Genomic DNA, 24842 nt, shown 5'->3' with positions numbered 1-24842 from the left:
TTAACACCAGGGAAGATGATTATGAATTCGGCGAATATTATCAATGCCGGTATTTCAGAACCGGGCAAAAATTCGGTGATTGTAATTACCAGTCTGAATCATGACTTTGGTCATGGAAATTTAAAAAAGCAGGTTTTGTTTGATATTAATTTGGATATTAAATCGGGAGAAATTGTGATTATGACTGGGCCTTCAGGGTCAGGAAAAACTACCCTTTTGACCTTGGTAGGGGCTTTGCGATCGCCTCAATTCGGCAGTTTAAAAATATTAAATCAAGAACTTTGTGGGGCTAAGGATAATCAGTTAGTAATGATTCGCCGAAAAATCGGCTATATTTTCCAAGCCCATAACCTTCACCGTAGTTTAACAGCTTTACAAAATGTGAGGATGGGTTTAGAAATGCACGGCACTTTTTCCCCAGAGGAAATGCACCACCATGCTGCTGAAATATTAACAGAAGTTGGACTAGGCGATCGCCTTAATTATTACCCAGAAGACCTATCTGGGGGACAAAAACAACGGGTAGCTATTGCTAGGGCTTTAGTTAGCCATCCCCCTCTTGTTTTAGCCGATGAACCCACCGCCGCCCTCGATAGTAAATCGGGACGGGAGGTAGTTAATCTCATGCAAAAACTAGCTAAAGAACAGGGTTGTACTATCTTATTAGTTACCCATGATAACCGAATTTTAGATATCGCCGATCGCATTGTTACCATGGAAGACGGAAAGCTAACCTCTAGTCTCCGTTAACTGTTATTCCCCGTCATAATTAGTTTCTAAAGCTAATAATTCTGACCGCCGCTGACTCAGTTGAAATTCCAAAGATTCAATTTCCGCTAATAACTGTTGACGGCGTTTTTCTACCGACTGGGTTTGACTATTAAAATAGGCTTCTATTGGCGGCCATAATTCAATCGCCCAGTCGCGGCTGGCGGTTTTCATTTCATGAATTACTTTCACCGTCCCGTCAGGTTCCAACACAAAGAGGGTATATAAGCGATCGCAATTTCCCCGTTTTCGCCTTCCTTTTTGACAATAAAGATATAATCCCGGAACCTGTAAAGCTGATTGGTCAATTTGACTCACAAAAGGTCCCTCAATCGAATAACCATCAGTCTGACTGCGGTCTATTCCTTCTACTAATTTACACCAATTACCTAATTTAGGATTAAGGCAACTTTCCCAAAATCCTGGGGCGGTTAAAAATGCCTCTCTTAAATTAACTAAAATTGACGAACCCATATAATTATATCACTCGCAAATATTGACATCGAACTATAATCAACCCTACCGGAATTGAGCCTATTTAACTGGGACACAAGTTTGATAAAATTCTTCTAATCCCTCAATACATTTTAAATCATTATACAGACGAAATCGACGGTTTTTGATTTTCTGTTTAATGGCGGTTCTGGTTTCATGGTCTAACCCTAATTTTACCGCAATTTCTATATATTCGCTTTCGGAAGAGGCGATGGTTTCGGTAACTCTTAAGCGCCGTAAAATCCCCGCTGATTGGCGACTTCTCATGATTGTACCCTCATGAGTAACTAGGGGTAAATTAGCCGCGATCGCATCTAAGGTAGTCGCAAATCCGGTAAACTGAAACGTATCTAAACCCACATCAGCCAAACTCTGTAATTGCAGATATTCGGCATAATTTAAACGGGGCAAAAATAGACAGTAATCTTCCCCCGACAAACCCAATTTGTCAAAAGCAGCATACAGACGATTTTGGAATTTGGCGGTAACTTCCTGATACCAATGGGAGATAAATACAAATTTAGCTTGATTTACCCCTTGGGCAATTTTACCATAAATATCATCATATTGGGGTAAATATTTAAACAGAGACTGACAGGATAAATAGATGATATCATGGGCGGATATCTGCCAATCTGACCGAGATTTTTCTAAGGGGGGAAATGATGGCTGGTCTAGGTAAATCCCCAAATTAGGTAAACAAATTAAATGTTCGTTGTAGTAAGTTTCGGCGTGAGCAGGTTCCAGCAATTCAGCGGAGATAAAATAATCGATAGTTGGTAATCCTGTAGTGGCTGGATGTCCCCAGGTAGCACAATAAATAGGGGCGAGTTTTAGTCCGGCTATTTGTAGGGTTTGCGGACACATTCCCAACTCTAAAAATACCAGAATATCCAGGCGATCGCTATAAATTTGTTGGCTGACTTGTTCAATGTTATTATAGATATGATAAAATCCCTCCGAATATTGTTGATATAAATCCGTAATCTGATCCGCTTCCTGTCCGGTATAATAACAGTAGACCTGAAACTTTTGGCGATCGCTATTTTTCACCCATCCTAAAAATAGATTACCCACCGTGTGCCATTGTAAAAACGAACAGATATAACCAACTCTAATTTTCTCAGATTTTGCCCTGCGTCTAGGGGGCGGTGCTTCTCGCCATTGGGGATAGTGGGCGACCATTACCCGATGTAAAAAATCCCCATATTGGCGCTGTAAGTTTTTTTCAGACAAACCACCTTTAAATAACTGTTCATCTCCCTGATATTGCAGATAAAAATTTGTCCCTTCTCCCACAGCCTGGAGGGTAGCATTATCAAAAATCGAGGTTTCCTCAATCATGGCGTTGAGGTCTTTAGCAAACCCTTGTCGAGAGGCGAAAATTTCCGCAGTAGTATTGTAGATGATCGGGAATAATCGCAATTTGGCAAACTTGAGAGAAATCTGATCAGGAAAATTATTAACAGCCACAGTCGCCATAGTTATAGCTTCCGCAATTTCGCCGATTTCTGACAATGATAAAATCAAGTTAACATAAAGTTCCACAACTTGAGGGAATTCATCAATTAAACCGCGATAGATAGCCGCTGCATAATTATATTGATTTAGCCGTTGATAACAGTTAGCCAGGTTTACCTTAACTTCCAGATTAATAGATGATTCGTACTCTTGACAATTTGCCAAATACTGATTATAGTAATTAATAGCTGTTTGATAGTCACAACTATAAGAGGCTGACCATCCTAGATAATAATAGCCTTGGGGTTCATTTCCTAGGGCTAACCAAGCCAACCCTAGGGCTGAAAGAATTTCCGGGGTGCTGGTGTATTGAAGGGCTTTTTCATAGGTGTTTATAGCCTGTTGTGGTTGATTTTGCAACAACAATAAAGCACCATAGCCCAAGTAAGCATTAGTCAGACCTGGACAAATAGCGATCGCTTTTTGATATTCAGACTCCGCCGCCGCCAACCGTCCCGACTCCAGGAATTGCGACCCTAACTGACAATGAAAAGTCGCCAACTCAACATCAGGAGAAATTATTTGATCCGTCATGATTGGTCTCAGTGATGAAGCCCCCCTGGAGGGGGGGGACAGATAACCCACAGTAGAATTGCTAGATCTGCTGGTTAGGGGGATAGGCGGAGCCCCCCCCAGGAGACCGACGGAGACTGGAATTAGGACGGATAGGCTGAGAACCTCTAGGGGAAGGACTCGGACTGGTGTTAGGGCGGATAGGCTGAGAACCGACCGGAAAGGGACGATTAGCCTCAACCCTTCGATTGGTGGTCTTTTCCGGGGATTTAGCCACATTCTGATGCAGTTGGCGATCGCTATTTTCCAGGGCGGCGGTCATAGCTGGAATCAGGGCTGATTCAATCTTACCGAGGGCGAAAGCCGCTTTGGTGCGAACTTGCATATCCGCGTCCGTAAGTGCCTTAGTGAGGGCAGGAACCGCCGGAGAACCGATGCGCCGCAGGGCGATAGCCGCGCTAATCCTCACCTCCTCATCACTATCCTTGAGGGCAGCAATTAACTGAGGGACCGCCGGGGCTGCTTCTTTTCCCAGAGTTCCCAAGGCAAAAGTTGCCCCTTCCCTGACCGCCTTATCTTCATGGTTGAGGGCTTCGATAAAATCAGCGATCGCCGTTTTTTGGATCTGATCAGAAGCAGGTCCCAATTGCTGAAGCGCAACAGCCACATCCATTCTCACCGCCGGGTCTGGGTCTTTTAGGTGAGATAGCAAAGCGGCGATCGCATGGGAGTCCTGTAAACCCATTACCCCCAAACCATAGGCCGCGCTGCGACGGATAGCCGGGTCTGGGTCTTCTAAGGCTTCCACCAAAACCGGAACCACGGTAGACCCCATTTGTTTTAACACTTTCACCGCCGCTAGTCGATGTTGTCGGTTATCGCTACCGAGTTCCTGAATTTTAGTAATTACCTCTGCTGTAGCTGTCGCCTGGGTGGCGGTTGTTCCCATTAATAACAGCATCGCCGAAAAACAAAACCGGACTATTTTGGGGGATGTAAAAACGCTGGGCTTGGCATGGTTATCCATATAAAACACCTGGTTTGAGGACTTTGGGGGTTGACTCTCATCAATTCACGAGACTTCCCAAGTTAGATGCCATTTTAACCCATTTTAGATGAAAATAAAATCGATATCCAACAGCAACCGTCGCGGCAGGTTGCCATCGTTAATCAGAACCCCCAGAAAATCTCCGTTTTCCAACTCAAGAATAATGTCATTTAAGCCGTTACCATTGACATCATTTTGGCTGGGGCGCAAATCGGGGCGATCGCGTTCTAAACTCAATTCATCAATGCGAGTTCCCACCGGGACAGCAATTTTATCACCAAAAAACGGATTATTGACCACATTAAAACCGCGAATTTCATCAACATCTCGCAGTTGTGAACTCCTATGTATGGGGTCAAAGAAATAGGTATCATCACCCTCACCACCGATCAGGGTATTGCGACCGGATCCCCCGTAGAGAAAATCATTACCCAAATCTCCAAATAAGAGATTATCGCCATCATTTCCCCGGATCGTGTCATTTCCCTGACCACCATAAATGGTATCATTTCCCGGACCACCCTCTAATAAATCATCCCCTAAATTTCCAAATAGGAGATCATTACCAGGTCCACCATACAAGAAATCATCTCCTTGCCCCCCGAACAGTGTATCATTATTGCTTCCCCCACTAATGGTATCATTGCCTTGGTTGCCATTGACCAGTAAGGGATCCGTGATGTGACCTGCTTGGAGGCTATCATTTCCTGCTAGTAATAAAATCCCATCAGGAAACGGTAAAGACTGACCTGGAGTTGCAAAAATTATATCATCTCCAGGGGAACCCAATAAAGCATTAACTCCGAATATACCTAAGTTAGCGCTAGGGGTTAGAAAGCTGGTCATAATTTGGGACTCCTTTTCAAAACCATATCTGCTTAAACTTTACCAAGTTTATTGACAGAATCCTGATAGATTTGTTTCCCGTGAGGTGAGAGGGACTGATGATTGATGTAACTGGTCAGGTTTAATGTAGTTTTTGCCTGATGTTTAAGGGCAAAAAATCATAGTCTGGGTGAGAGGAAACCTTGGCAAAAAAGTTAATATCTGTATCTGTCCCTTCCCGGATATTTTGATATGTTTTTTGATGCTGATGTAGCCGAAAATAAGATAAAGTTTCATCAATAAAACCCACCTGATATTCTGCCATAATTCGCCACCATAAATCTAAATCAACTAATTGGTTTAAATGGGGGTCAAATCCTCCTAAGCGATCGCATACTTCCCGACGGAGTAAAACCGTAGTGGGTTCGCCAATTTTATTAATGGGATGTTCAAATAATCGCGGGTCTGACAATAAATCTCTACCCCATTGCACAGGTTTTAATTGAGACCAACCCGCCGCCAAATCCTGGAAATCCTGATAAACCATGATTAGATATGGGTCACTTTCTGCCCCTTGGTTAAAAAACATTTCTCGCCGGGAAAATACTAAGGATATTTCCGGGTAAGTTTCAGCCAAGCCAACCATTTGTTCTAGGCATTCTGGAGCCAACAAATCATCTTGAAATAGGAACTTAATATATTTACCCTGAGCCTGAGTAATACAATGATTACAATTCCCAGCAATTCCCCGCTGATTCTGATTAGTAATTACTCGAATTTCCAGAGATGAATTTTCCCGAAAAAAATTAGCGATCGTCACAGTTTCATCTGTCGAACCATCATCAGAAATAATCAACTCAATTCCGGGATAAGTTTGATATAAAACAGTAGAAATAGCCTCAGCCACAAACCTCTCCCCATTGTAGGTGGGAACACACACACTAACTAAGGGAGTGTCTCTGGTGACTTCCCCGCTATCATACATGACCAAATCCTAACAATTAATTACCATATATTTACCAACCAGGAGAGCCATCAACCCCCTCTCATCTAGGCGAAGGAATAGCAGCAGCTATCATCAAACAGAGAGGCAGTTAAAGTTACAGCGTTTAATTATGGTTAAATATCCCCATAATAAGCCGTCACAAAATAGCGTCATCTCTGCTTAAAATAGCCAGTTTTTTTTAAGTCAATATCATCTACAAACGAGCCCGAGTAGCATAAGGTCCTCGGCGGAGTGCTTTAGCCAACTCATCATTATTTTCCCGGAGTCCTTCATAAAAGAATAAAACCTCCCCTTTCACGCCGCGATGTCGGTTGTAGTCAATAGACTTTAAAAGTTCATCGGCACTAATTCGGTAGGACCCCACTTTAATCAAAACTCCTGGGGACAATTTAGGCAATTGCCAATCTCGGAATTGAACATCAACCAACTGATCAACCAACCCCTTATAACTCCAAAAATTGCGGCGGTAAAGTTGCGGGTGAATCATATCTACCAAATCGCGGTCAATCCAAGCAATATAATCCTGGAGGTATTCATTTAATCCCCAACTATAAACACTAGGAGACATAGAAACAATCAAATTGGGTTTAATAGCCTTAACCTCTCGTTTAATGCGCGCCAGAAAATCCGTGAGAATATTAGCGCGCCACTGTAGCCATTGAGAGTCCTTATGATGTAGGGGAGGTTGACGACCAAACTCTTTGACATAACGCTGCACCGTTTGCTGATCATATCCCCCTTCCGAAGGTAACGCGGGGAGTCTATCATCGCCTTGAATGCCATCAATATTATATTTACGGACGACCTCCAAAATCAGACTCATAATAAAGTCCTGAACTTCGCTATCAAAGGCATTCATCCACTCAAAGCCATTTTTCACCACCATACCCCCCTGCGAATTAATCGCCGACCAGTTAGGTTTTTGGTTAAGGATGCGGCCCCCATTCTGTTGATAGGAACTAGCAAACCCATACTCAAACCAGGGTATCACCTTGAGTCCGACGCGATGGGCTTCCTCAATCACTTCGGCGAGAGGGTCACGTCCGCGAACATAAAAATCAATCTCAACGCCAAATTTTTGGCTCATCACCTGAGATTTATAGAGAGTAACCCCTTTATTCCAAACCACTGGAAACACGACATTAAAGCCTGTGTCGGCTAAAAAGTCCATTGCTTCAGCAATAGTCGCCCTAGAGTAGAGAACCCTGCTATCGGTAGTAGTTAGCCAAATCCCACGAACTTCCATAGTCCCTCCGGTTGCCAGTAACTTGGTTTTCACATTGAGGATTTTCGGGGAATGAACCCGCCAATCCGTAGACTGTTCCCCATTTCTCAAATTGATTTGAGGGCAGTCTTGCTCAGTATATCCCTCAGCTATTATCTTTAGTTAAGGGGGAATTTTAACAATGTATAGCAGCAAACAGGAAATAGGGAACAGGGAATAGGGGTTCAAAAGAGTCCACCTCCCAGGTTTCAGGACAGTGGATGTCCTAAATGTTCTGGCTGCTGCTGCATCAAAGTTAATAGCATAAATCGACTAATTCCCCAGATGGGTGCTCCTGTCTTAGGTTAAATCAGAGTTTGACCTGGGTATTGGGGTAAGGAATACACACTTTATGGGAGTTGCAAGGGATCCGTCCGCTGTAGGTTGGCGATGGGTTAAGGGTTTTCCCAATCATCAGCCAAATGTGTTGTTAGCTAAAATCATCAAATCCTGGATTATTGAGGCGATCGCCTATCCCCATAACCACCACGATGGGGGTCAGTTTTGGCGAGTATATCTTCTCCTGTCATCTAAGACTTCCGAACCCTGGCACCTTGATTTAGTCCTAGTATCTTTAGCTTCCCAGGAACATTATGGGATGGTGGCTGGTGATACAAGCTGAATGGGGGCAATTAGCTAAAGCCTTCTGAGGCGGTCAGCAGGTAGCCTGTGGGTATCGACTCCGGGGCGAGTAGATCTTTTTGTTGTTAACCATCAGTTCACCCGCATATTCTATGAGCTTTTTCGGTTGGAGTTCATGGAAAATATCCCTTTTCAATTTCTATTCCAATAGAGTTAGTCAATTATTCCTTTTGTATGAGCAAGCCTAAAACGGTTACTGTTAATAAACTTTTAACTCGATATGCCCAAGGGGAGCGAAACTTTAGCGATATCTCCCTAGTGGCAGCAATTTTCAATGAAGTTACCCTAAATCGGATCAACTTGAGCGGGGCGAATTTGTCAGAAGCCCTGATGGTTCATACCCGCTTGATTGGTGCGAACCTGAGTAGATCTCAGTTGAGTTATGCGGATCTATCAATGGCGGTTTTGATTGATGCGAATTTGACCGGGGCTACTATGACGGAAACAGTTTTGCATCAAGCTGACCTGAGTGGGGCGAGTTTGAGCGGGGCGATTTTGTCTCAGGTTAATTTAACAGGGGTTAACCTCACGGGAGCAAGTTTGATTGGAACTTGTCTGCTGAATGGTTCTCAACTGACTGATGCTATTTTGGTTGGGGCGACCCTGACTCGATCTGTTCTCAGTGGGGCGCACATGACGGGAGCTAATTTAAACCGCTCTATTCTTAGTGAGATAGATTTGAGTGGGGCGAATTTAACGGGGGCTACTCTGATCCGGGTTCACTTAAATCAAGGAAATTTGAGTGGGGCGAATTTGACGGGGGCTGATTTGAGTGAGTCAGTTATACAAAATAGTAATTTCTGTATTGCCAATTTGACGGGGGCGAATTTGACGGGGGCGAATTTGACGGGGGCTAACCTCAATGGCGCGAATTTGACGGGGGCGAATTTGACGGGGGCGAATTTGACGGGGGCTAACCTCAATGGCTTAACGTTACAATCCGCTGATCTACGGTTGGCTAATCTCAGTAAAGCTGATTTACGGGGGGCGAATTTAACGGGGGCGAATTTGGCGGGGGCTAACTTGTTAGAAGCTGATCTGCGCTTGGCTAACCTGACTGATGCTAATCTTTGTGGTGCTGGACTGCTACTGACTTCACTACGGGGGGCGAATTTGGCGGGGGCTAACCTGAATCAGGCGAATCTGATTGGGGCGAGTTTGAGTGTGGCTAATTTGGATCATACTACTATGGAAGGAACTATTCTTCCTAATGGGGCTACCCACCAATAGCTCGATCGCCTTCTCCTAGAGGAGAGGTCCGGGGGCGGCTTCGGGGAACTGCCCAGGCGCGCCCCTAGGCGATCGCCGTATCTCAGAGTTAAGAGGGATTAAGAGGGAACGACAGGATTTTGTAATGGTGCGATCGCAATTTAACTGATGTGATAGACTGAAAAAGTTTGAGACCATTTAAGGGTGGAGGTAAAACCGCGCAGCATGAAACAATTGGGAACCCATCTGGTCATTGACGCTTGGCATTGTCCTGCATATCTTTTAAATGACCCTGAACGTATCCGCACTGCTATACTCGATGCAGTCACCGCAGGAGAAGCGACCCTGATTGACTTTTGTGTGCATCAATTTAGCCCCCACGGAGTGACGGCAACAGCTACCTTGGCTGAATCACACATTGCTATTCACACCTGGCCTGAGTATGGCTATTTTGCGGCTGATCTGTTTTTCTGTGGCCGTGGTAATCCTCGCAAAGCTGCTGAACATTTGGAAACTGCACTACAAGCGGGTGAGGTCAATAGACGTGAGTTTGAGCGCGGTTTTGAACCTTCAGTCAGTCTTGATACTTCCTCGGTTAGTGTTTCTGAAACCTCACCAGCCACTAATTTGACGGCTTTCCCAGAAACCAGTTTTGCTGGTCGTTAGACGATCGCCACCTAGAAAATTCCACGATCTTTAGTCATCTGCGATCGTGGAATTTGGGTCTGATTTGGGTCTGATTGTCCGGTTCATCAACGATTAGCGCCCTTGTTGCTGCAACAGGGGACGAACTACCCAATAGCCCATACCAAAGGCGGCTACTACAATTAGGGCGATGGAAACAATTAGCCAGACCCCACTTAATTCGCCTCTATCGGGTCTTGATGCGGGTCGCAGTCGTCCTTCTGGTTCCTCGGTAAATTGGGGCGGCGGGATGTCTGGCCCGTCGCTGGTTGGGGGAAAGACTAGATCTGGTTGGGGAGTCTCGGTTGTCGGCTGTTCATAAAAGTTCGGTGGCGGCGAGACGGGATTAACACTAAAGCTAGGATTGACAGGGGGAACTCCCATCGATGGGATCTGGTTTTTCCCTTGGACTGATTCAACGGCTAGATAGAATTGATTGGCCGCCTGAACTACATGATTAAGTTCTTGGCGCAAATTTTGATTTTCTTCGAGAAGTTGTTGATTTTGGGTTCTCAGGGAATTGATTAGGTTTTGAGACCCCTGTAATTCCGCTGTCACCTCTCGATATAGGGATATGGGGACTGAGGGTGAATAACTACTATTTCCGCCTTCGGGTGGGGTGGGGTTGGAGGCTGTAGAATTTTGTATAGGATTTGACATGGCTGTTATGGATAAACTTTGGGGTATGATCAACGGGATTAGTTAAATGGCGATCGCCTTGATGATATTGCTATTAGACCAACCACGGGTCATTTAGTCAAGGAAATGGGCGATCGCAATTGGTTGTTCATTGTTGATGCGAATATGAGTAACTCCCAGGTAAAATCCTCTGAGACTGAATCGGTTACTAATACAGAACTTAAATATGGTGAGAGACAGATTACTGAGGGACAGTTAATCACCTTCCCCAATCCCCGACCCGGACGCAGCTATCAAATTAACATAGTGTTACCGGAGTTTACCTGTAAGTGTCCGTTTTCTGGATATCCAGATTTTGCCACCATTGATTTAACCTATGTGCCTGATCAGTCGGTGGTAGAGTTAAAGTCCATCAAGCTCTATATTAACAGTTATCGCGATCGCTACATATCCCATGAGGAATCAGTTAACCAGATCCTTGATGACTTTGTAGCCGCCTGTGACCCCCTGTCAGTTCACATCAAAGGCGACTTTAACCCCAGAGGTAATGTTCACACCGTCGTTGAGGTGCATCATCATAAACAACATCCGGAAAGTTGATGAATTTTCCTTCTCATGAATCCCAGCAAATGCTATAATTATAGCTTGTGTCGAATTCCAGCCATTTCATGCCCAAACTCAAAACTCGTAAATCAGCCGCTAGGCGCTTTAAGGTAACGGGAAGCGGCAAACTCGCACGCCGCAAGGCTTTTAAGAGTCACCTGCTACAACACAAAAGTGCAACTCGCAAGCGCCGTTTGTCAAAAACGGCTATTGTCGATGAGCGCGATGCAGAAAACGTGCGTCTAATGATGCCGTATTTGTAACGTTATAGTTCGATCAACTCAATTTTAAGGAAAAACAACAATGACACGAGTTAAACGTGGTAATGTTGCCCGTAAACGTCGCAAAAAAATTCTGAAACTTGCCAAAGGATTTCGCGGCTCTCAATCCAAAAATTTCCGAATTGCTAATCAGCGGGTTATGCAGGCGCTGCGTAACGCCTATCGGGATAGAAAGAAACGCAAGCGCGACTTCCGCCGCCTGTGGATTACCCGGATTAATGCCGCTGCTAGAGTTCACGGCATCAGTTATAGTCAACTGATGGGAAATTTGAAAAAAGCTGACATTGAAATCAATCGCAAGATGCTGGCGGAAATGGCAGTTCTTGACCCAGATACCTTTGAAAAAGTGGTCGCTAAAGCTGCTCAAGCTCAATCCTAGGGGATTTTCACTTGGTAAACTTTGAACGAAGGATGGAGATAATTCTATCCTTCTTCAAGGTAGGATAAAATTGGTAATTTAAGATTAAAAATGGATAGTAATCTCGCAGTTGTTTATCTGGTATTACTGCTGGTTTTTTTGTCGGGTTCTGGCTTTTTTATTGTGCGTCAGATTTTCCGAACTCGCGAAGTTGAGAGTAAGATGTCGCAATTGCAACAGGAGCTTTCTCAGGGTAAAGGAACAGCTCAGGAATATTACCAATTAGGCTGTATTTATAATGATAAAAATTTGTATTCTCAGGCGATCGCTGTTTTGCAAAAAGCTCTGAAAGCAGTAGAGGAAGAGGAGTCGCCGGAGAACATAGCCATGATTTATAATGCCTTGGGTTATGCTCACTTTGCTAAGGAAGAATACGATATCGCGATTCGTAATTATAAGGAAGCATTAAAGCTAACTCCTGAATATGCGACGGCTTGCAATAATCTAGGTTATGCTTACGAACGCAAAAAGCTGACTTCTCAGGCTTTAGAAGCCTACGAAAAGTCTCTGAGTTTAGAACCCAATAATCAAATTGCTAAACGTCGCGCTGAGTCTTTACGGAAACGATTAGGTATTCCCACTTCGGAAACTGCTCAATAACATTCCCCGACCCTCCCCTGGGTGAAGAGGAGGGTTGATGAAAGCTAAGTGATTAGCTAACGGGTACACTTTTCTAAGGCGGCTTGTGTGGTGGCTACATAGGCGGAGTCGCGACCATAGAGACTTTGGAGAATTTCCAGGGTTTCCTCAACTAAAATCAATGAGTTGATGGTATTTAACCAGGCGATGTCTCCTTCGGGTACGATCATGCCGTAGAACTCACAGGTTAGCGGTTGTTGGGGGATTATGGCATAGTCTTGGGGGTTAATATCTGGTTGGCGCAACACTTCCCCAATTAGCAATAAACCATCACTGGCGAAGGCGTTGATTTCCCGATTAAGAACATCGCGCACGGCATCGGCGCGGCCTGATGTGCCATGATATTGCACGATTTGAGCTAGGGAATAACGACTGCTGATAAATCGCTGGGTAAGGGTGTTAGGAAGTACACCAATAATGATGTTTTCCATGGCACCATCTGGGTTGATTAAGGTTTGATTATCTGCGGCAACTAATAGGTGATTTCCTGTGGCGATAAAGCGATCGGAATAGACTATCCCAGGTGGAGGGGTGCGGGTGACAGTGTTGGGGCCACATTCTAGGTGGACGGTTCCATCAGCGACGATAGACTCCCGATTTTCGAGGGTGGACTGTAGCAGTTGGACTTGGACGGGTTGATTAAGTTGTAGTTGTTGGGTGAGGCGACTAGCTAGAAGTTCCATGAGTTGGATACAGTACCCTTCCCATTCTCCAGTTTCTGGAGACAGATAACCCAAGGGAGCGGCATCTTGTCTAACTCCGGCTTTGAGAATACCTGTTCTTCTGATGTCTTCGAGGACGGTTCCGGCGATCGCATTTAGGGGAAATAGGCTACACAGAGTTAGGGTCAGCAAAACCCGGATGATATTTCTCATAAAATCAATGTAGTGGACATTTGTTAACAGAAGTTCACTCAGAAATATAGCTTACCCTGTGTTCAACCAGGAATTATTAGAGGGGAGAGTGGGGATTTTGAACTGTCATCAGGGGATGTTAGGGTCGATCATAGTTATGGCACAAACTGAATTAATCTCACCCTATAGATTTTATCAGCTCTGCCAGGAGTTTTGTCTAAAAACGGGTACCAATAAGTTATACTTTGGGGAACCGATCGCCTCTTATTTAGACCCTGATAGAGGCTTGGGGGTATCCGAAATTAGGGCGTTTCTGGATGGCTTGGCAATTTATGTCCGGCTGATTAACACCACTAATTTTACTGTTAATTTTTGGATAAATTGTCTTGATAAAGACTCGGAAAAATCGATAAATATCACTGCTAAAATTATCGGTTGTGGGATGGTGGGTAGAGTGGCAAAAATCACCATAAATGGGGCAGAACCGATAGCATTTAAAGCATTTTTTGACCCCGATTTTATATGGGTTCATGGTCCCTGGGGTGAAATTCCGGTGGGGATTCGTTTAAAATATTGTGGGGTAACAAAAGATATGGCTGAGTTTTTATTTGCGAGTAAAAATTGGGTGGTGAGTGAGTGGATTGATGATGAGAAATCGAGGTTATGTAATCGCGAAGGTTTAACATATCAAGAATTTGCGGAGAAAGAAGGGTTGACTAAACTCAACCCCTTAAACTTAAATAACTATAGCCTTGAGGGTATCCGACTTGATCCGGGTGGCATTCAAAAAGAGTATCGCGGTCGGCGTTTGGTCGATTTGTATCGAGGGACTTGGTTTTATTTACGCAAAATCCGCCGAGATGAATGGAGGGGAATTTATGCGATCGCCAATCAGTTGTTGATGGGGATAATACAACACAGTCGCAGAATCCCCAATTCCTAACTATTGTGCATCAGGAGATTGCATAATTCGGAGAATTTCCGCTTGAATGCGCTCTCGGAATCGGCTATCAGATTGTTGATGGCGGGTGATTTCATTAAAGCGACTAACAGTTAATCCTTTGCTTTCAATAATGCGTTTGGCTTGGTCACAGTAGCTAACCGCAATTTGGGGAGCATTTCCAGGTAGCATATTAATGCTAGTCGGCTCGTCACAGACAATGCGCGGCACTTGTCCGACAATTCTTTTAATTTCCTCAACCGCCTGATGCCGTCTGGATTCTAGCGCGATCGCTGCTTGAGCGTAGCTGGTAATCTCCTGATTAGTAAAGGTAGGATTTCCGGCTCTAGCGGTGGTGCTAAAACTCGCGGTTAGGGATGGAGCCGTTAAATTAGGAACCCACCCCGTCACCAGTCCGACACTAGATAAAATAGTGATGGCAGTGGACTGAATGAGTAGCCGATGTAAATGCCCATGATGTAGTAGTTTCATAGTAGTTGGTTACTCCGTAAAGTAATAAATAAATAACACAAATTCCCCTAAAATGCTTAGGGGAGTAATATAGAATTAGTTGCCGTTACTACGCTGTTGACGAAGTAACTCTGCCTGAATTTGCCGTTGCAGTTGTGGGTTATCTTGTTGTAATCGAGTAATCTCGTTAAATCGATTAATGGTTAGATTGTGCTGTTCAATAAAATCTTTAGCCAGATTGCAATAATTAACGGCGATCGCCCTTAAATCTCGATTCAAGCTATTAATACGGCGGCGATCGCTACAGATCACCTCTGGAACCGTACCCCCTGCAATTCCCCTAATCTCATCATAGGCCTGTTTGCGCCTAGGTTCAATCAATAAAACGGCACGGGCATAATTGCGAATTTCATCATCAGTAATATTAGGGCCTTGCTGTGCGTGAGCGAAAGTCCCTGACCGACCTGTAGGGGACAACAAGTCCGGGACCACTCCGCTAAGGACTCCAAACACCGCGAAAATACCGACCAAAAGTGTTTGTAACCCTTTTCGGCTCATGGGATTATAGACAGAAGCCAGCCAAGAATTCATATATCCGCGTCTCCAAGCAGCAACAAGCATTAATCACCCCTCACTAAGGGGAAGTTGTATTTAGACATAGCCAACACCTGCCCCAGAATTCTAAGAATCCGAACAGGATCAGGCTATAACACAGCATAATTATTTTGAATTATTTTGTAGATCAGAAGTTCCTCAAATATGCAGAAACTAAATGGTGTCGTCGCAGCCGGCCATCAAGAAACCGCACTAGCTGGGTTAGCAATGTTCCCCCTGGGGGGTAATGCTTTTGATGCGGCCGTCGCGTCCATGCTGGCTGCTTGTGTGGCTGAACCCGGGTTAACTTCCCTAGGTGGGGGAGGTTTCCTGTTGGCTCACACCCACACCAATCAGAATATTTTATTTGATTTCTTTACACAAACACCAAGCATTAAACAATTAAAAAGTCAAGTAGATTTTTACCCGGTTGATGTCAATTTTGGTGGCAGTGTTCAGGAATTTCATATTGGTTTGGGTTCTATGGCTGTTCCGGGTGTGGCGGCTGGGGTGTTTAAGGTTCACCAGACCCTAGGAAAACTGCCTTTAAAGGTAGTGGCTGAACCCGCGATTAATTTGGCTAGAAATGGTTTAGAAATTAATACTTTCCAAGCCTATACTTTTAACCCGATTCTCTCGTCCATTTTATTGAGTTCCCCGGAAGGTCGGGAAATTTATGCTCCCCAAGGCTCGATTCTCCAAGCTGGTGAACGAATAGTTATGAAAAATCTAGCGAATACTCTGGAATATCTGGTGCAACAGGGATTTGAGGAGTTTTATCAGGGGGAAATTGCTCGGCAATTGGTGGCTGATTGTCAGCAGGGGGGTGGCTATTTGACTGAGGAAGATTTGAGACGGTATCGGGTGATTGAACGCCAACCGTTAAGAATTGGTTATCGGGGAAAACAGATTTTGACTAATCCGCCTCCCAGTTCCGGGGGAACGCTGATTGGCTTGGGGTTGGAACTGCTGTCGGGAATTGAAGTTGCTAATCTGGAGTTTGGTAGTTGTCGGCATCTCCGTATGTTAGCGGATGTAATGAGATTAACTAATACTGTTAGAAAACAGGGGTTTGACGATCGCCTTCATGAACAGAATATGGCTGCTGAGTTCCTGTCCCGAGAACATCTACAACCCTATCTACAAGAATTACAGGAGACGGTGAATAAGTGGGGGAGTACGACTCATATTAGTGTTGTGGATAGTGAGGGGAATGCGGCTAGTGTTACTACTTCTAACGGGGAGGGGTCGGGTTATATGATTCCGGGGACCGGGATTATGATTAATAATATGTTGGGTGAGGAAGATTTGAACCCCCACGGCTTCCACGAGTGGCGGGAAAATGTGCGACTATCCTCGATGATGGCTCCTACTTTGATTTTAGATGGCGATCGTTTAGAGATGGTGATCGGGTCTGGCGGGTCTAATCGTATTCGCACCGCCATTTTGCAAGTAATCTCCAATTATCTCGATTTTGGGATGTCCTTAGCCGCCGCCGTTAATCGTCCCCGTGTCCATTGGGAGAATTATCGTTTTGATATCGAACCCGGTTTTAATCAAACCGAGATTAATCATCTGCAACTTGCGGACCATAGCGAAATTGTCCAATGGGGGGAACGGAATATGTTTTTTGGTGGAGTTAATGGAGTCGCCACTAATGCTGATGGGACTATTTTAGGAACTGGGGATATCCGACGCAGTGGCGTGAGTTTAGGGATTTAGGGCAATTTATAAGCAAAACTTATGGGTATCATCAGTTTTATCAGATTAAATATATAACTAAATAGTCATAAAACGCTTGACATATATGAGTTAAGTGTGAGATATTACAGACACGGTAGAAAAACAACTACCGGATATGTACCTCGAAAACTCAATAACGCAATCATATTTGATATGACCACTACCTTACAGCAACGGGAAAATCTCAATGTTTGGGAACAGTTTTGCACTTGGGTAACATCTACCAATAACCGCCTTTATGTAGGTTGGTTTGGTATTGTGATGATCCCTACCTTGCTAACTGCCACCATCTGTTTTGTGTTAGCTTTTGTAGCTGCACCTCCTGTGGATATTGACGGCATCCGCGAACCCGTTTCCGGTTCTCTGTTGTACGGCAATAACATCATCACCGCCGCTGTTGTACCCAGTTCTAATGCGATTGGGTTGCACTTTTATCCCATCTGGGAAGCGGCAAATATTGATGAATGGCTTTATAACGGCGGCCCCTACCAGTTGATTGTTTTCCACTTCCTAATCGGCATTTTTTGCTATATGGGTCGTGAGTGGGAACTGTCTTATCGGTTAGGAATGCGTCCTTGGATTGCTGTTGCTTATAGCGCTCCTGTAGCTGCTGCGACGGCGGTACTGTTAGTTTATTCTATCGGTCAAGGTTCTTTTTCTGATGGTTTACCGCTGGGGATTTCTGGCACATTTAACTTTATGTTAGTGCTGCAAGCAGAGCATAATGTTTTAATGCACCCCTTCCATATGCTGGGAGTAGCTGGTGTCTTTGGTGGCGCTCTTTTCTCAGCTATGCACGGTTCTCTGGTGACATCTTCTTTAGTACGTGAAACCACTGAAATTGAAAGCCAAAACCGGGGTTATCGCTTTGGACAAGAAGAAGAAACTTATAACATTGTAGCTGCTCACGGTTACTTTGGTCGTTTGATTTTCCAGTATGCTTCTTTTAACAACAGTCGCGCTTTACACTTTTTCTTAGGTGCATGGCCTGTTGTTGGCATCTGGTTTGCATCTTTAGCAGTAGCTTGTTTTGCTTTCAACCTGAATGGGTTTAATTTTAACCACTCGGTTTTAGATTCCCAGGGTAAAGTCCTGAATACTTGGGCTGATGTGATTAATCGCGCTAATTTAGGCATTGAAGCTATGCACGAACGTAACGTTCACAACTTCCCGTTAGATTTGGCTTCTACTGAGTCTACACCTGTCAATTTAGTTGCTCCTAAAATCGGCTAATTTGTCGCTAATTTGTAGGTAAGAAAACAAAGCGTCTCCCCAATTGGGGTGGCGCTTTTTTGGTGTAAAAATTAACTTAAATTAAAATGACTAGAGTGCAATGCTTTCTAGTAATACCCACTGGCGATGGTCGATAATCATTTGGCTGACAAATTCAAACATTTGGCGACAGTGATTATCGGGTTGTAGGGGTAATTCTTCATTTTTAAAAACCACAGTCATTTTTGTTTCTGTGTCTGTGGAGGTGGCTGTATCAAATACTACCTCTACGGTGACTAATTGAGGTATAGAAACTTGACCGATCGCCTCCCTGGAAATAACTGAACTGGGGGTTTGATAAATCAGATCAAGGTTGCAAGATTCCATAATATCTATTAATATTTCTCTGGCATCTTCAATATTGATAGCAATCACAAAAAAAGCCGTATAACGAGCCATCGAAAAACTCCCGATAATTTCCAAGTTTAATTAATACCAATAAGCAGGTTACAGCCTGTTCAGAAATCATCTGATCACCTCTCAAAGTCCCTCTCCCAGAGAGGGAGAGGGATTTAGGGTGAGGGCAATGTATTAAGCGACTGGTGAACAAGCTGTAGTGCTATATTGACTAACTGTTTTTATGGTTCCCTGACAGAGACACTGGCATTTCTGGTCCACAACCCTAGAGATGGGTGATTAAGCCGGGATTATTATAGCGCTTCCGGTGTGGCTTAGTAAAAAATCCCCACCATATTTGCTAAAATTTTCGGATTTTGATTAACGAAACTGCCATAATATGCGATGACTGAATCAGATCTAGGGAGGTTCTAAATACAAAAATGGCGGGAAAACTAATTGTATTTGAAGGTATAGAAGGATGCGGTAAAACTACGCAAATACAGCAAATTCAACCGTGGTTAGCCGATCGCTTGTCGTTAAACCATTCTTCCGGGGGGAAACTCCACCAACGGGGGGTTCAAGTGACGCGGGAACCGGGGGGAACCCAGTTAGGTCAGCATTTGCGGGATTTACTACTTCACCATGATATCAGGGAACCTCTGAGCGATCGCAGTGAGTTATTATTATATGCGGCGGACCGCGCACAACATATCGAAACTCTGATTAAACCGCTGTTAGACCAGGGGACGATTATTTTATGCGATCGCTTTACCGACTCTACCCTAGCTTATCAGGGATATGGTCGGGGACTAGATTTGCAGCAAATTCATCAAATTAACCAGATCGCGACTGGGGGTGTTGTACCGGACTTGACTCTGTGGTTAAATGTTCCTGTAGAAGCAGGACTGACCCGGATTAAGGCTAGAAAAAAAGTCGATCGCATTGAACAGGCTGATCTAGAATTTCACTATCGGGTTGCTGAGGGATTTGCGACTCTAGCCAAAATGTATCCCCAGCGGATTGTCCCTATTGATGGAAATGGCGATCGCGATCGTGTTACCCAACAAATCCAAAATATACTCAACCAAAAACTCCTAGAATGGGGGTTAATCTCAAATAATTATGGATGCGTTTAGCGATTTAATTGGACAGCCTCAAGCGATCGAACTTCTGAGCCGAGTTATTGCCCAAAATCGGATCGCTCCCGCTTATTTATTCGTCGGGATACCCGGAGTAGGTCGTAGTTTAGCCGCTCAATATTTTATTGAATTATTATTGCAGAAAGGTCGCAAAAATCTGCTAAATTCATCCGAGGAAGACGCACACAAACAATCTATTAAACATCGAGTTAAGATGAGAAATCATCCCGATTTACTTTGGGTAGAACCCACCTATTTACACCAAGGAAAATTGCTGTCAGCAGCCGAAGCCGCCGCCTCTGGTCTCAAACGTCGCGCACCGCCACAAATTCGCCTTGATCAAGTCCGAGAAATTAGTCAGTTTGTCAGCCGTCCAGCTTTGGAGTCTCTGCGGTCTGTGGTGGTTTTAGAGGCGGCGGAAACTATGGCTGAGGGAGCGGCTAATGGTTTATTAAAAACCCTAGAGGAACCGGGTAAATCCGTGTTAATTTTAATTGCTCCCAGTGTGGATTCATTGTTATCTACCTTGGTTTCTCGCTGTGCCAAAATCCCCTTTTTTAGACTGTCAAATACTGATATAATTCAGATATTAACTCAAAAGGGTTATGGTGAAATTTGCCGTCATGCTGAGATCATGGCAATGGCGCAGGGTAGTCCCGGACAAGCGATCGCCTGTTGGGAACAATTACAAACTATTCCACCGGAACTATTAACCAAAGTCAAAAAACTCCCCCAAAGTTTACGAGAATCTCTCGAATTAGCCGCAGAAATTAGCCGTTCTCTTGACACTCAGGCTCAGTTATGGTTAGTGGATTATCTGCAACATTCCTATTGGGAACAATACCATAATCCGGGGGTTAACGGTAACAATAGTCTACCAGCAATTCCCGGATTACTTCACCAGTTAGAACAGGCGAGAAAACATCTGCTGGCTTACGTTCAACCTCGCTTAGTCTGGGAGTGTACCCTAATGGCGATCGCCAATATTTAACCATGATTTCACCCAGTCATCAGCAGCAGTTATCAATAATTACAAAATCCCTCCTAAAATACTTTTGAGGTCATCAAAAATACCGATCGCCGCATTTAAACCGGTGCTAGTAGTATCTGCTGCATCAACCATAGTATCTTTAGTCGTCACCACCGTATCACTGGTTTGGTCGATGATATTACTAATTTGTTCCATCATATCCTTTAAACGGTTAGCAGCATCCAACAACTCCTCAATTCTACCCTGTTGAGATTCCGTAATTTCCTCAATTGTATCTTCAGCCGTTTTTTCCGCCACTTCCTGTAAGTTTTGTACCTTGTCTGTTACCCCCTCAACAATTTCATTAACCTGTTGCGTAAATTCGCTCAACACATCTTTCAGTTCAGGAATAGTTGTCCCGATAAAAGTTTCAAAATCGCCACTCCGTTCCTCAATTTCTGACTGGTGAGTTTCGATATCACTTTTCACCTCTTCAGCTATAAACTCTTGAGTTTCCGATAAGTTTTGTTCCTGTTCTGTGCTCAGTTCCCCCGCCTTTTGCGTCAGAGCATTAAACGATTCTCCTACCTGGTTAATCACCTCAACCAACTCTGGCGTAACCGCTTCAACTCGGTTATAAAAATCAGATAAAGCAGCTTGAGTCTCTTCTAATTCTTGATTAACTTCTTCCTGTGCTGCTTCAATTTTTGACCGTAATTCCCCAAGTTCATTACTAACCGCTTCCCGTTCCGCCGCCAACTCTTCCCTCCCGGTCGCTATTTTTTCTAACAGTTCCTCAGCGCGTTCTTGTAGGCTTGACCAGTCAGTTTCCACTTCTTCCGTTATCGTTTCTAACTGTTGGCGAGAATTATCAATGCGGTCCTCTTCCAAGTCAATTTTTTCTAAAAATTGAGTCATCTTTAAAACCACTTCATTGGCTGCTTGTTCTAAAGTCATTTCTAACTCCTAATTTCCGTAATATCAAATTCTGCTGATTCCCATAGATTTAGGGTTATTTAACCAAAAGAAACCCCAACTTTACTCGCCAAACTTCGCACCGAGTCTACTAAAAGTTCCATAGGTTGAATAAAGTCCTCTAACTGGTCGATTAGCGGACTAATTACTTGTCTATGACTAGCCGCATCATCTTTCGCACCCCTGAGTTTATCCATCATGTTGTCAAGGGTTTCTCTCACCTCAGACACCGCAGAATCAGTCAAGTCTTTTAACTCCGTTTCGATTTTCTCCTGTAAATCATCCAGTAATTCATCAATTTTTGACTCAATAATGTCACTGGTAATTTCACCGATTTTAGTTTCAAATTCTCCCTGAATTTCCGTAAAACTATTACCCATTTCTTCCAGGCGATCGCTCACTTCCTCCTCAGCCTCATTCACCTGATCATTTAACTCTTCTACCTGTTCCTGAGCGCTATTTTTTGCCTCCTCAATTTTATCTCGCAAAACTTGAATAGCATCACTCAGGTTTTCTTGAGCCTCCAGAAGTCGCTGTTGACCCTCCTGCAACTTTGCCTGTAATTCAGTCAGGCTATTTTGTGCTTCTTCTCCCGCATTATTAATCTCATCATTACCCGACTCCAACTCCTCTTTCAGAGCGATTAATTTTTCCTGAGCCGTCTGCATTTCCGAGCTTAATTGTTGTTGAGCCTCACTAATAATTTCTTGCCAAGTTTCCGCAATATTATTAGTTTCTTCCACCTCACTTTCTATTTCCGTTTGTTGTTCCCCAACCTCCTGCTGAAATTCATTCAAAGCATCAGCTATTTGCTCCATCAAAGCCTCAATTAAACCCTGTTTTTCTTCAACATTAGACTCGAGAACACGCACCGCATCTTTAATTTCTGTAGCTCCCCCAATTAAACTATTTAATTTATCCGGTGCTACCGAAGACATTTGAGCCAAAGAATTATAAACTTCTTCCATTGTCACTTCTCCTTAATATTTGAATAAGCACAAGCAGCATTCAACCGTCAAACTCAAGATAAAATGCCTCCCAAACTCAAAACTTCTTTAATAGTTCCGGTGGCGACCTTAGCTGCTACAATTTGCGGTAAAATCGGAGTTAGTGATGAAGTAACGGTCGCTCCCACTTTCATCATAACCATATTTTCTCCTACCTCGTCAATCATATCCGAGACCACATCATCAATAGCATCTTTAAAGGAATCCTCCAAATTGTCCTTGAGCGAGTCCTCAGCATAATCTTTGACATTCTCAAAAATTGCGCTTCCCCTTTCTTGAAGATTATCGGCTACTGCCGTCGCTTGACTACCAAGGGTGTTATATACATCCGTCAAAACCCCCTTAAAATTACTAAAATCATCAGTAATTTCTGATAATTTATCTTGAGCCAAAAATTGGCTAAAGTTTCCCAACAATGATTCTAACGAGTCCCTATGATTATCGGAAATTTCCGTAAATAAACCCTCAAAATCACCTTCTGTTTCTTCCTGATTGGTTGTCACTCGTTCCTCAAGATCCGATATCGCATCACCCAAGGTTTCAAACACCCCGATAGTGGTTTCCATGGCTTGATTTATCGCTTCTGTTAGTTGCTCGAAGCTGTCTTTTAGTTCCTCAAATGTGGATTGGGTTTCATCCATATCCCCATCCATTTCCGCGATATCATTATCTAACTCAGATTCAAATGTGCTGTAATTTTCTTCGATATTGGCTGAGGTTTCATCTAGGCTACCTTCAGCATCAGAAATACTTTGTATTAGTTCTTCTAAGGCCGAAATCAACTCCTCTTGAGCCGAGGTAACATTAGACTCTTCAGTTTCTAGGGTTTCCACCAAATTAGAAAATGAGGTTTCGACAATTTCTGGGGTTTCTTCCAGGTCGTCACTCTCCCCTTCCAATTGTTCACAGAGTTGATCAAGTTGATCATAGGCTTGATCTAAGACATTTAACAAGTTGGTTAAATTCTCAGCCGATTCTTCTAATGATTGACCAAAATCTTCAGCGATCGCCATGGTCTTAACTCCCTAAAATTAACCTAATAAATCTCTAACTCTTGACAACACATCTAAAACCGGTCGCACCGCGTCCACCACATCATTAATATTATCGATAATATCCCCCAATTGTCCGTCTAACATTTCCTCGGATTTCTCTCCAGCTTCTCCTAAAGCACTGAGAGCCTCACTCAGAGATTCTGCACTTTCTAAAAGCTGACTTTTCGCCTCATCCACAAATTTATTAGTTATCGTATTGATAGCGTCTTCCGAAGCCGTATCTAAGGCATTTTCCATCTCGGATTTTTGGTTATTGCTTTCCGATCGCAATGTCTCAAAATCCGAGGCAATTTGTTCAATTTTTTCCTGAATTTCACCTTGTAAAGCCTCGAATTGCTCAAAAAGGCTGTTTTTTTGACTATTAAAACCCTCCTGCAATTGTTCTATTTTATTGCGAAATACCTCCACATTAGCCTTAGCAGTTTCACTTTGGGTCTGGGTTTCCGCCTCTGATGTTTCCACCTGTTGGGAAAGTTCCAATAACCCCGAATTGGTTGACTCAGCCTCCGACTCTAAATCTGATAATATCTCGGCGGCGTGGCTTTTTAACTCATCTAACTTAGCTTTAATCTCCGCTAAAGTAGATTCTACTTTTTCATCAACTTGGCTAATTTTTTCCTGGAGACTGGTTAGGTTTTCTTTCGCCGTTTCTAGTTCACTCTCTATGGCTTCGTCGGTGCTGTTGAGAGCAGCGAGCATCGTTTCAAATTGAGCCTTAGCGGTGTCGCCAGCGACGGTTAAGTTATTATCGATCGCTGTCAGAAACTGCTCAACCTGAGTTACACTGATCATGGCTCGATCTACTTCTTCAGATAAGGCTTGGGTTCTCGCCTCATTCTGTTCGATTAAATCTTCAATGGTTGCAATATCTGCCATACTAACGTCCTCCCAATTTAATGATGGGGATGGGTTGAGAAAATTGCCGTGC

General features: G+C 43.8%; 29 protein-coding genes. 13 read left to right on the top strand and 16 right to left on the bottom strand.

All coding sequences use genetic code 11. The annotated features are described in order from the left end of the window. Window positions 1-15: 15 nt before the first annotated feature. Window positions 16-750, top strand: coding sequence for a DevA family ABC transporter ATP-binding protein (locus NLZ44_RS11460; RefSeq protein ID WP_008048666.1), 735 nt, complete (start codon window positions 16-18; stop codon window positions 748-750). Between the two features lie 3 nt (window positions 751-753). Here NLZ44_RS11460 and NLZ44_RS11455 read toward each other — a convergent pair whose 3' ends face one another. From NLZ44_RS11455 to NLZ44_RS11430, 6 genes are all read right to left on the bottom strand, one after another. Further along, a complete protein-coding gene (locus NLZ44_RS11455; RefSeq protein WP_006625021.1) occupies window positions 754-1242 on the bottom strand; it encodes a hypothetical protein in 489 nt (162 codons plus the stop codon). Window positions 1243-1302: 60 nt separating this feature from the next. Beyond that, window positions 1303-3318, bottom strand: coding sequence for a tetratricopeptide repeat protein (locus NLZ44_RS11450; protein ID WP_493752823.1), 2016 nt, complete (start codon window positions 3316-3318; stop codon window positions 1303-1305). Window positions 3319-3379: 61 nt separating this feature from the next. Continuing rightward, a complete protein-coding gene (locus NLZ44_RS11445) occupies window positions 3380-4324 on the bottom strand; it encodes a HEAT repeat domain-containing protein (RefSeq protein ID WP_006625019.1) in 945 nt (314 codons plus the stop codon). Between the two features lie 84 nt (window positions 4325-4408). Continuing rightward, a complete protein-coding gene (locus NLZ44_RS11440) occupies window positions 4409-5191 on the bottom strand; it encodes a calcium-binding protein (protein WP_111893894.1) in 783 nt (260 codons plus the stop codon). 121 nt (window positions 5192-5312) lie between these two features. Continuing rightward, window positions 5313-6155: a glycosyltransferase family 2 protein gene (locus tag NLZ44_RS11435; protein ID WP_493752822.1), complete on the bottom strand. Its 843-nt coding sequence runs from the start codon at window positions 6153-6155 to the stop codon at window positions 5313-5315. Between the two features lie 214 nt (window positions 6156-6369). Continuing rightward, window positions 6370-7422, bottom strand: coding sequence for a glycoside hydrolase family 10-like protein (locus tag NLZ44_RS11430; RefSeq protein ID WP_006670802.1), 1053 nt, complete (start codon window positions 7420-7422; stop codon window positions 6370-6372). A 370-nt stretch (window positions 7423-7792) separates the two neighbouring features. Here NLZ44_RS11430 and NLZ44_RS11425 point away from each other — a divergent pair, with 370 nt between their 5' ends. Together NLZ44_RS11425 and NLZ44_RS11420 are read left to right on the top strand one after the other, a co-directional pair. Further along, on the top strand, window positions 7793-8062 hold the full coding sequence (locus NLZ44_RS11425; RefSeq protein ID WP_493752821.1) for a hypothetical protein: 270 nt from the start codon (window positions 7793-7795) through the stop codon (window positions 8060-8062). Window positions 8063-8256: 194 nt separating this feature from the next. Then, window positions 8257-9312, top strand: coding sequence for a pentapeptide repeat-containing protein (locus NLZ44_RS11420; RefSeq protein WP_008048674.1), 1056 nt, complete (start codon window positions 8257-8259; stop codon window positions 9310-9312). 15 nt (window positions 9313-9327) lie between these two features. Here the strand turns inward: NLZ44_RS11420 and NLZ44_RS11415 are convergent, their stop codons facing one another. Continuing rightward, the gene (locus NLZ44_RS11415; protein WP_216082495.1) at window positions 9328-9489 is read right to left on the bottom strand and encodes a hypothetical protein; all 162 of its coding nucleotides are present in this window, start codon (window positions 9487-9489) and stop codon (window positions 9328-9330) included. A 27-nt stretch (window positions 9490-9516) separates the two neighbouring features. Between NLZ44_RS11415 and speD the strand changes: the two genes are divergently transcribed. Then, complete coding sequence (gene speD / locus NLZ44_RS11410; protein ID WP_008048675.1) at window positions 9517-9957, top strand: adenosylmethionine decarboxylase; 441 nt, start codon at window positions 9517-9519, stop codon at window positions 9955-9957. A 93-nt stretch (window positions 9958-10050) separates the two neighbouring features. Here speD and NLZ44_RS11405 read toward each other — a convergent pair whose 3' ends face one another. Then, window positions 10051-10635 carry a hypothetical protein gene (locus NLZ44_RS11405; protein WP_315639050.1) on the bottom strand — a complete coding sequence of 195 codons (585 nt, stop codon included), beginning with the start codon at window positions 10633-10635 and terminating at the stop codon, window positions 10051-10053. A gap of 144 nt (window positions 10636-10779) precedes the next feature. Between NLZ44_RS11405 and queF the strand changes: the two genes are divergently transcribed. The 4 genes from queF to NLZ44_RS11385 all read left to right on the top strand — a co-directional run bounded on the left by queF (window position 10780) and on the right by NLZ44_RS11385 (window position 12516). After that, window positions 10780-11214: a preQ(1) synthase gene (gene queF, locus NLZ44_RS11400; RefSeq protein WP_035760159.1), complete on the top strand. Its 435-nt coding sequence runs from the start codon at window positions 10780-10782 to the stop codon at window positions 11212-11214. Between the two features lie 68 nt (window positions 11215-11282). After that, the gene (gene rpmI, locus NLZ44_RS11395; RefSeq protein WP_006617369.1) at window positions 11283-11480 is read left to right on the top strand and encodes a 50S ribosomal protein L35; all 198 of its coding nucleotides are present in this window, start codon (window positions 11283-11285) and stop codon (window positions 11478-11480) included. A gap of 40 nt (window positions 11481-11520) precedes the next feature. Beyond that, window positions 11521-11877 carry a 50S ribosomal protein L20 gene (rplT, locus tag NLZ44_RS11390; RefSeq protein ID WP_006617370.1) on the top strand — a complete coding sequence of 119 codons (357 nt, stop codon included), beginning with the start codon at window positions 11521-11523 and terminating at the stop codon, window positions 11875-11877. Between the two features lie 90 nt (window positions 11878-11967). Continuing rightward, the gene (locus NLZ44_RS11385; protein WP_315639041.1) at window positions 11968-12516 is read left to right on the top strand and encodes a tetratricopeptide repeat protein; all 549 of its coding nucleotides are present in this window, start codon (window positions 11968-11970) and stop codon (window positions 12514-12516) included. A gap of 56 nt (window positions 12517-12572) precedes the next feature. Here NLZ44_RS11385 and NLZ44_RS11380 read toward each other — a convergent pair whose 3' ends face one another. Next, window positions 12573-13430 (bottom strand): transporter substrate-binding domain-containing protein, encoded by an 858-nt coding sequence (locus NLZ44_RS11380; protein ID WP_006625006.1) that lies wholly within the window; start codon window positions 13428-13430, stop codon window positions 12573-12575. Window positions 13431-13566: 136 nt separating this feature from the next. Here NLZ44_RS11380 and NLZ44_RS11375 point away from each other — a divergent pair, with 136 nt between their 5' ends. Then, window positions 13567-14352, top strand: coding sequence for a hypothetical protein (locus tag NLZ44_RS11375; RefSeq protein WP_493752820.1), 786 nt, complete (start codon window positions 13567-13569; stop codon window positions 14350-14352). Here NLZ44_RS11375 and NLZ44_RS11370 read toward each other — a convergent pair whose 3' ends face one another. Together NLZ44_RS11370 and NLZ44_RS11365 are read right to left on the bottom strand one after the other, a co-directional pair. Next, complete coding sequence (locus NLZ44_RS11370; protein WP_493752819.1) at window positions 14353-14841, bottom strand: DUF4168 domain-containing protein; 489 nt, start codon at window positions 14839-14841, stop codon at window positions 14353-14355. Between the two features lie 75 nt (window positions 14842-14916). Next, window positions 14917-15411: a DUF4168 domain-containing protein gene (locus NLZ44_RS11365; protein ID WP_315639034.1), complete on the bottom strand. Its 495-nt coding sequence runs from the start codon at window positions 15409-15411 to the stop codon at window positions 14917-14919. 168 nt (window positions 15412-15579) lie between these two features. Here NLZ44_RS11365 and ggt point away from each other — a divergent pair, with 168 nt between their 5' ends. Together ggt and psbA are read left to right on the top strand one after the other, a co-directional pair. After that, window positions 15580-17136, top strand: coding sequence for a gamma-glutamyltransferase (gene ggt / locus NLZ44_RS11360; protein WP_493752818.1), 1557 nt, complete (start codon window positions 15580-15582; stop codon window positions 17134-17136). Window positions 17137-17310: 174 nt separating this feature from the next. Next, window positions 17311-18390 (top strand): photosystem II q(b) protein, encoded by a 1080-nt coding sequence (psbA, locus tag NLZ44_RS11355; RefSeq protein ID WP_111893958.1) that lies wholly within the window; start codon window positions 17311-17313, stop codon window positions 18388-18390. A gap of 90 nt (window positions 18391-18480) precedes the next feature. On the opposite strand, the gene NLZ44_RS11350 is transcribed toward psbA, so the two are convergent. Then, a complete protein-coding gene (locus NLZ44_RS11350; protein ID WP_493752817.1) occupies window positions 18481-18828 on the bottom strand; it encodes a hypothetical protein in 348 nt (115 codons plus the stop codon). 380 nt (window positions 18829-19208) lie between these two features. On the opposite strand from NLZ44_RS11350, the gene tmk reads away from it, so the two are divergent. Continuing rightward, window positions 19209-19904: a dTMP kinase gene (gene tmk, locus NLZ44_RS11345; RefSeq protein WP_006624998.1), complete on the top strand. Its 696-nt coding sequence runs from the start codon at window positions 19209-19211 to the stop codon at window positions 19902-19904. Next, window positions 19891-20898, top strand: coding sequence for a DNA polymerase III subunit delta' (locus NLZ44_RS11340; RefSeq protein ID WP_008048691.1), 1008 nt, complete (start codon window positions 19891-19893; stop codon window positions 20896-20898). Before tmk ends, NLZ44_RS11340 begins: the two co-directional genes overlap by 14 nt. A 39-nt stretch (window positions 20899-20937) precedes the next feature. Here NLZ44_RS11340 and NLZ44_RS11335 read toward each other — a convergent pair whose 3' ends face one another. The 4 genes from NLZ44_RS11335 to NLZ44_RS11320 are packed head-to-tail and all read right to left on the bottom strand — an operon-like array spanning window position 20938 to window position 24790. After that, window positions 20938-21834: a coiled-coil domain-containing protein gene (locus NLZ44_RS11335; protein WP_006624996.1), complete on the bottom strand. Its 897-nt coding sequence runs from the start codon at window positions 21832-21834 to the stop codon at window positions 20938-20940. A 59-nt stretch (window positions 21835-21893) separates the two neighbouring features. After that, a complete protein-coding gene (locus tag NLZ44_RS11330) occupies window positions 21894-22820 on the bottom strand; it encodes a hypothetical protein (protein WP_493752816.1) in 927 nt (308 codons plus the stop codon). A 53-nt stretch (window positions 22821-22873) separates the two neighbouring features. Then, the gene (locus NLZ44_RS11325; RefSeq protein WP_315639023.1) at window positions 22874-23872 is read right to left on the bottom strand and encodes a hypothetical protein; all 999 of its coding nucleotides are present in this window, start codon (window positions 23870-23872) and stop codon (window positions 22874-22876) included. 18 nt (window positions 23873-23890) lie between these two features. Next, window positions 23891-24790: a hypothetical protein gene (locus NLZ44_RS11320; RefSeq protein WP_493752815.1), complete on the bottom strand. Its 900-nt coding sequence runs from the start codon at window positions 24788-24790 to the stop codon at window positions 23891-23893. Window positions 24791-24842 lie beyond the last annotated feature (52 nt).

The organism is Arthrospira sp. PCC 9901, from assembly GCF_059013425.1.
Note: the sequence above shows the minus strand (reverse complement) of the source record. Positions and strands in the feature narration are given on the sequence as shown.

What these genes read in the sequence shown, in the direction of transcription:
- NLZ44_RS11330 (WP_493752816.1), bottom strand. Translation starts at nt 22,820, where the DNA reads ATGGAAGAAGTTTATAATTCTTTGGCTCAAATGTCTTCGGTAGCACCG.
- NLZ44_RS11460 (WP_008048666.1), top strand. Translation starts at nt 16, where the DNA reads ATGATTATGAATTCGGCGAATATTATCAATGCCGGTATTTCAGAACCG.
- rplT (WP_006617370.1), top strand. Translation starts at nt 11,521, where the DNA reads ATGACACGAGTTAAACGTGGTAATGTTGCCCGTAAACGTCGCAAAAAA.
- NLZ44_RS11370 (WP_493752819.1), bottom strand. Translation starts at nt 14,841, where the DNA reads ATGAAACTACTACATCATGGGCATTTACATCGGCTACTCATTCAGTCC.
- NLZ44_RS11445 (WP_006625019.1), bottom strand. Translation starts at nt 4,324, where the DNA reads ATGGATAACCATGCCAAGCCCAGCGTTTTTACATCCCCCAAAATAGTC.
- tmk (WP_006624998.1), top strand. Translation starts at nt 19,209, where the DNA reads ATGGCGGGAAAACTAATTGTATTTGAAGGTATAGAAGGATGCGGTAAA.
- psbA (WP_111893958.1), top strand. Translation starts at nt 17,311, where the DNA reads ATGACCACTACCTTACAGCAACGGGAAAATCTCAATGTTTGGGAACAG.
- NLZ44_RS11375 (WP_493752820.1), top strand. Translation starts at nt 13,567, where the DNA reads ATGGCACAAACTGAATTAATCTCACCCTATAGATTTTATCAGCTCTGC.
- NLZ44_RS11455 (WP_006625021.1), bottom strand. Translation starts at nt 1,242, where the DNA reads ATGGGTTCGTCAATTTTAGTTAATTTAAGAGAGGCATTTTTAACCGCC.
- NLZ44_RS11450 (WP_493752823.1), bottom strand. Translation starts at nt 3,318, where the DNA reads ATGACGGATCAAATAATTTCTCCTGATGTTGAGTTGGCGACTTTTCAT.
- NLZ44_RS11405 (WP_315639050.1), bottom strand. Translation starts at nt 10,635, where the DNA reads ATGTCAAATCCTATACAAAATTCTACAGCCTCCAACCCCACCCCACCC.
- NLZ44_RS11435 (WP_493752822.1), bottom strand. Translation starts at nt 6,155, where the DNA reads ATGTATGATAGCGGGGAAGTCACCAGAGACACTCCCTTAGTTAGTGTG.
- NLZ44_RS11365 (WP_315639034.1), bottom strand. Translation starts at nt 15,411, where the DNA reads ATGAATTCTTGGCTGGCTTCTGTCTATAATCCCATGAGCCGAAAAGGG.
- queF (WP_035760159.1), top strand. Translation starts at nt 10,780, where the DNA reads ATGAGTAACTCCCAGGTAAAATCCTCTGAGACTGAATCGGTTACTAAT.
- NLZ44_RS11320 (WP_493752815.1), bottom strand. Translation starts at nt 24,790, where the DNA reads ATGGCAGATATTGCAACCATTGAAGATTTAATCGAACAGAATGAGGCG.
- NLZ44_RS11425 (WP_493752821.1), top strand. Translation starts at nt 7,793, where the DNA reads ATGGGAGTTGCAAGGGATCCGTCCGCTGTAGGTTGGCGATGGGTTAAG.
- NLZ44_RS11385 (WP_315639041.1), top strand. Translation starts at nt 11,968, where the DNA reads ATGGATAGTAATCTCGCAGTTGTTTATCTGGTATTACTGCTGGTTTTT.
- NLZ44_RS11420 (WP_008048674.1), top strand. Translation starts at nt 8,257, where the DNA reads ATGAGCAAGCCTAAAACGGTTACTGTTAATAAACTTTTAACTCGATAT.
- NLZ44_RS11350 (WP_493752817.1), bottom strand. Translation starts at nt 18,828, where the DNA reads ATGGCTCGTTATACGGCTTTTTTTGTGATTGCTATCAATATTGAAGAT.
- NLZ44_RS11325 (WP_315639023.1), bottom strand. Translation starts at nt 23,872, where the DNA reads ATGGCGATCGCTGAAGATTTTGGTCAATCATTAGAAGAATCGGCTGAG.
- NLZ44_RS11340 (WP_008048691.1), top strand. Translation starts at nt 19,891, where the DNA reads ATGGATGCGTTTAGCGATTTAATTGGACAGCCTCAAGCGATCGAACTT.
- NLZ44_RS11335 (WP_006624996.1), bottom strand. Translation starts at nt 21,834, where the DNA reads ATGACTTTAGAACAAGCAGCCAATGAAGTGGTTTTAAAGATGACTCAA.
- NLZ44_RS11440 (WP_111893894.1), bottom strand. Translation starts at nt 5,191, where the DNA reads ATGACCAGCTTTCTAACCCCTAGCGCTAACTTAGGTATATTCGGAGTT.
- rpmI (WP_006617369.1), top strand. Translation starts at nt 11,283, where the DNA reads ATGCCCAAACTCAAAACTCGTAAATCAGCCGCTAGGCGCTTTAAGGTA.
- speD (WP_008048675.1), top strand. Translation starts at nt 9,517, where the DNA reads ATGAAACAATTGGGAACCCATCTGGTCATTGACGCTTGGCATTGTCCT.
- NLZ44_RS11380 (WP_006625006.1), bottom strand. Translation starts at nt 13,430, where the DNA reads ATGAGAAATATCATCCGGGTTTTGCTGACCCTAACTCTGTGTAGCCTA.
- NLZ44_RS11415 (WP_216082495.1), bottom strand. Translation starts at nt 9,489, where the DNA reads ATGGTCTCAAACTTTTTCAGTCTATCACATCAGTTAAATTGCGATCGC.
- NLZ44_RS11430 (WP_006670802.1), bottom strand. Translation starts at nt 7,422, where the DNA reads ATGGAAGTTCGTGGGATTTGGCTAACTACTACCGATAGCAGGGTTCTC.
- ggt (WP_493752818.1), top strand. Translation starts at nt 15,580, where the DNA reads ATGCAGAAACTAAATGGTGTCGTCGCAGCCGGCCATCAAGAAACCGCA.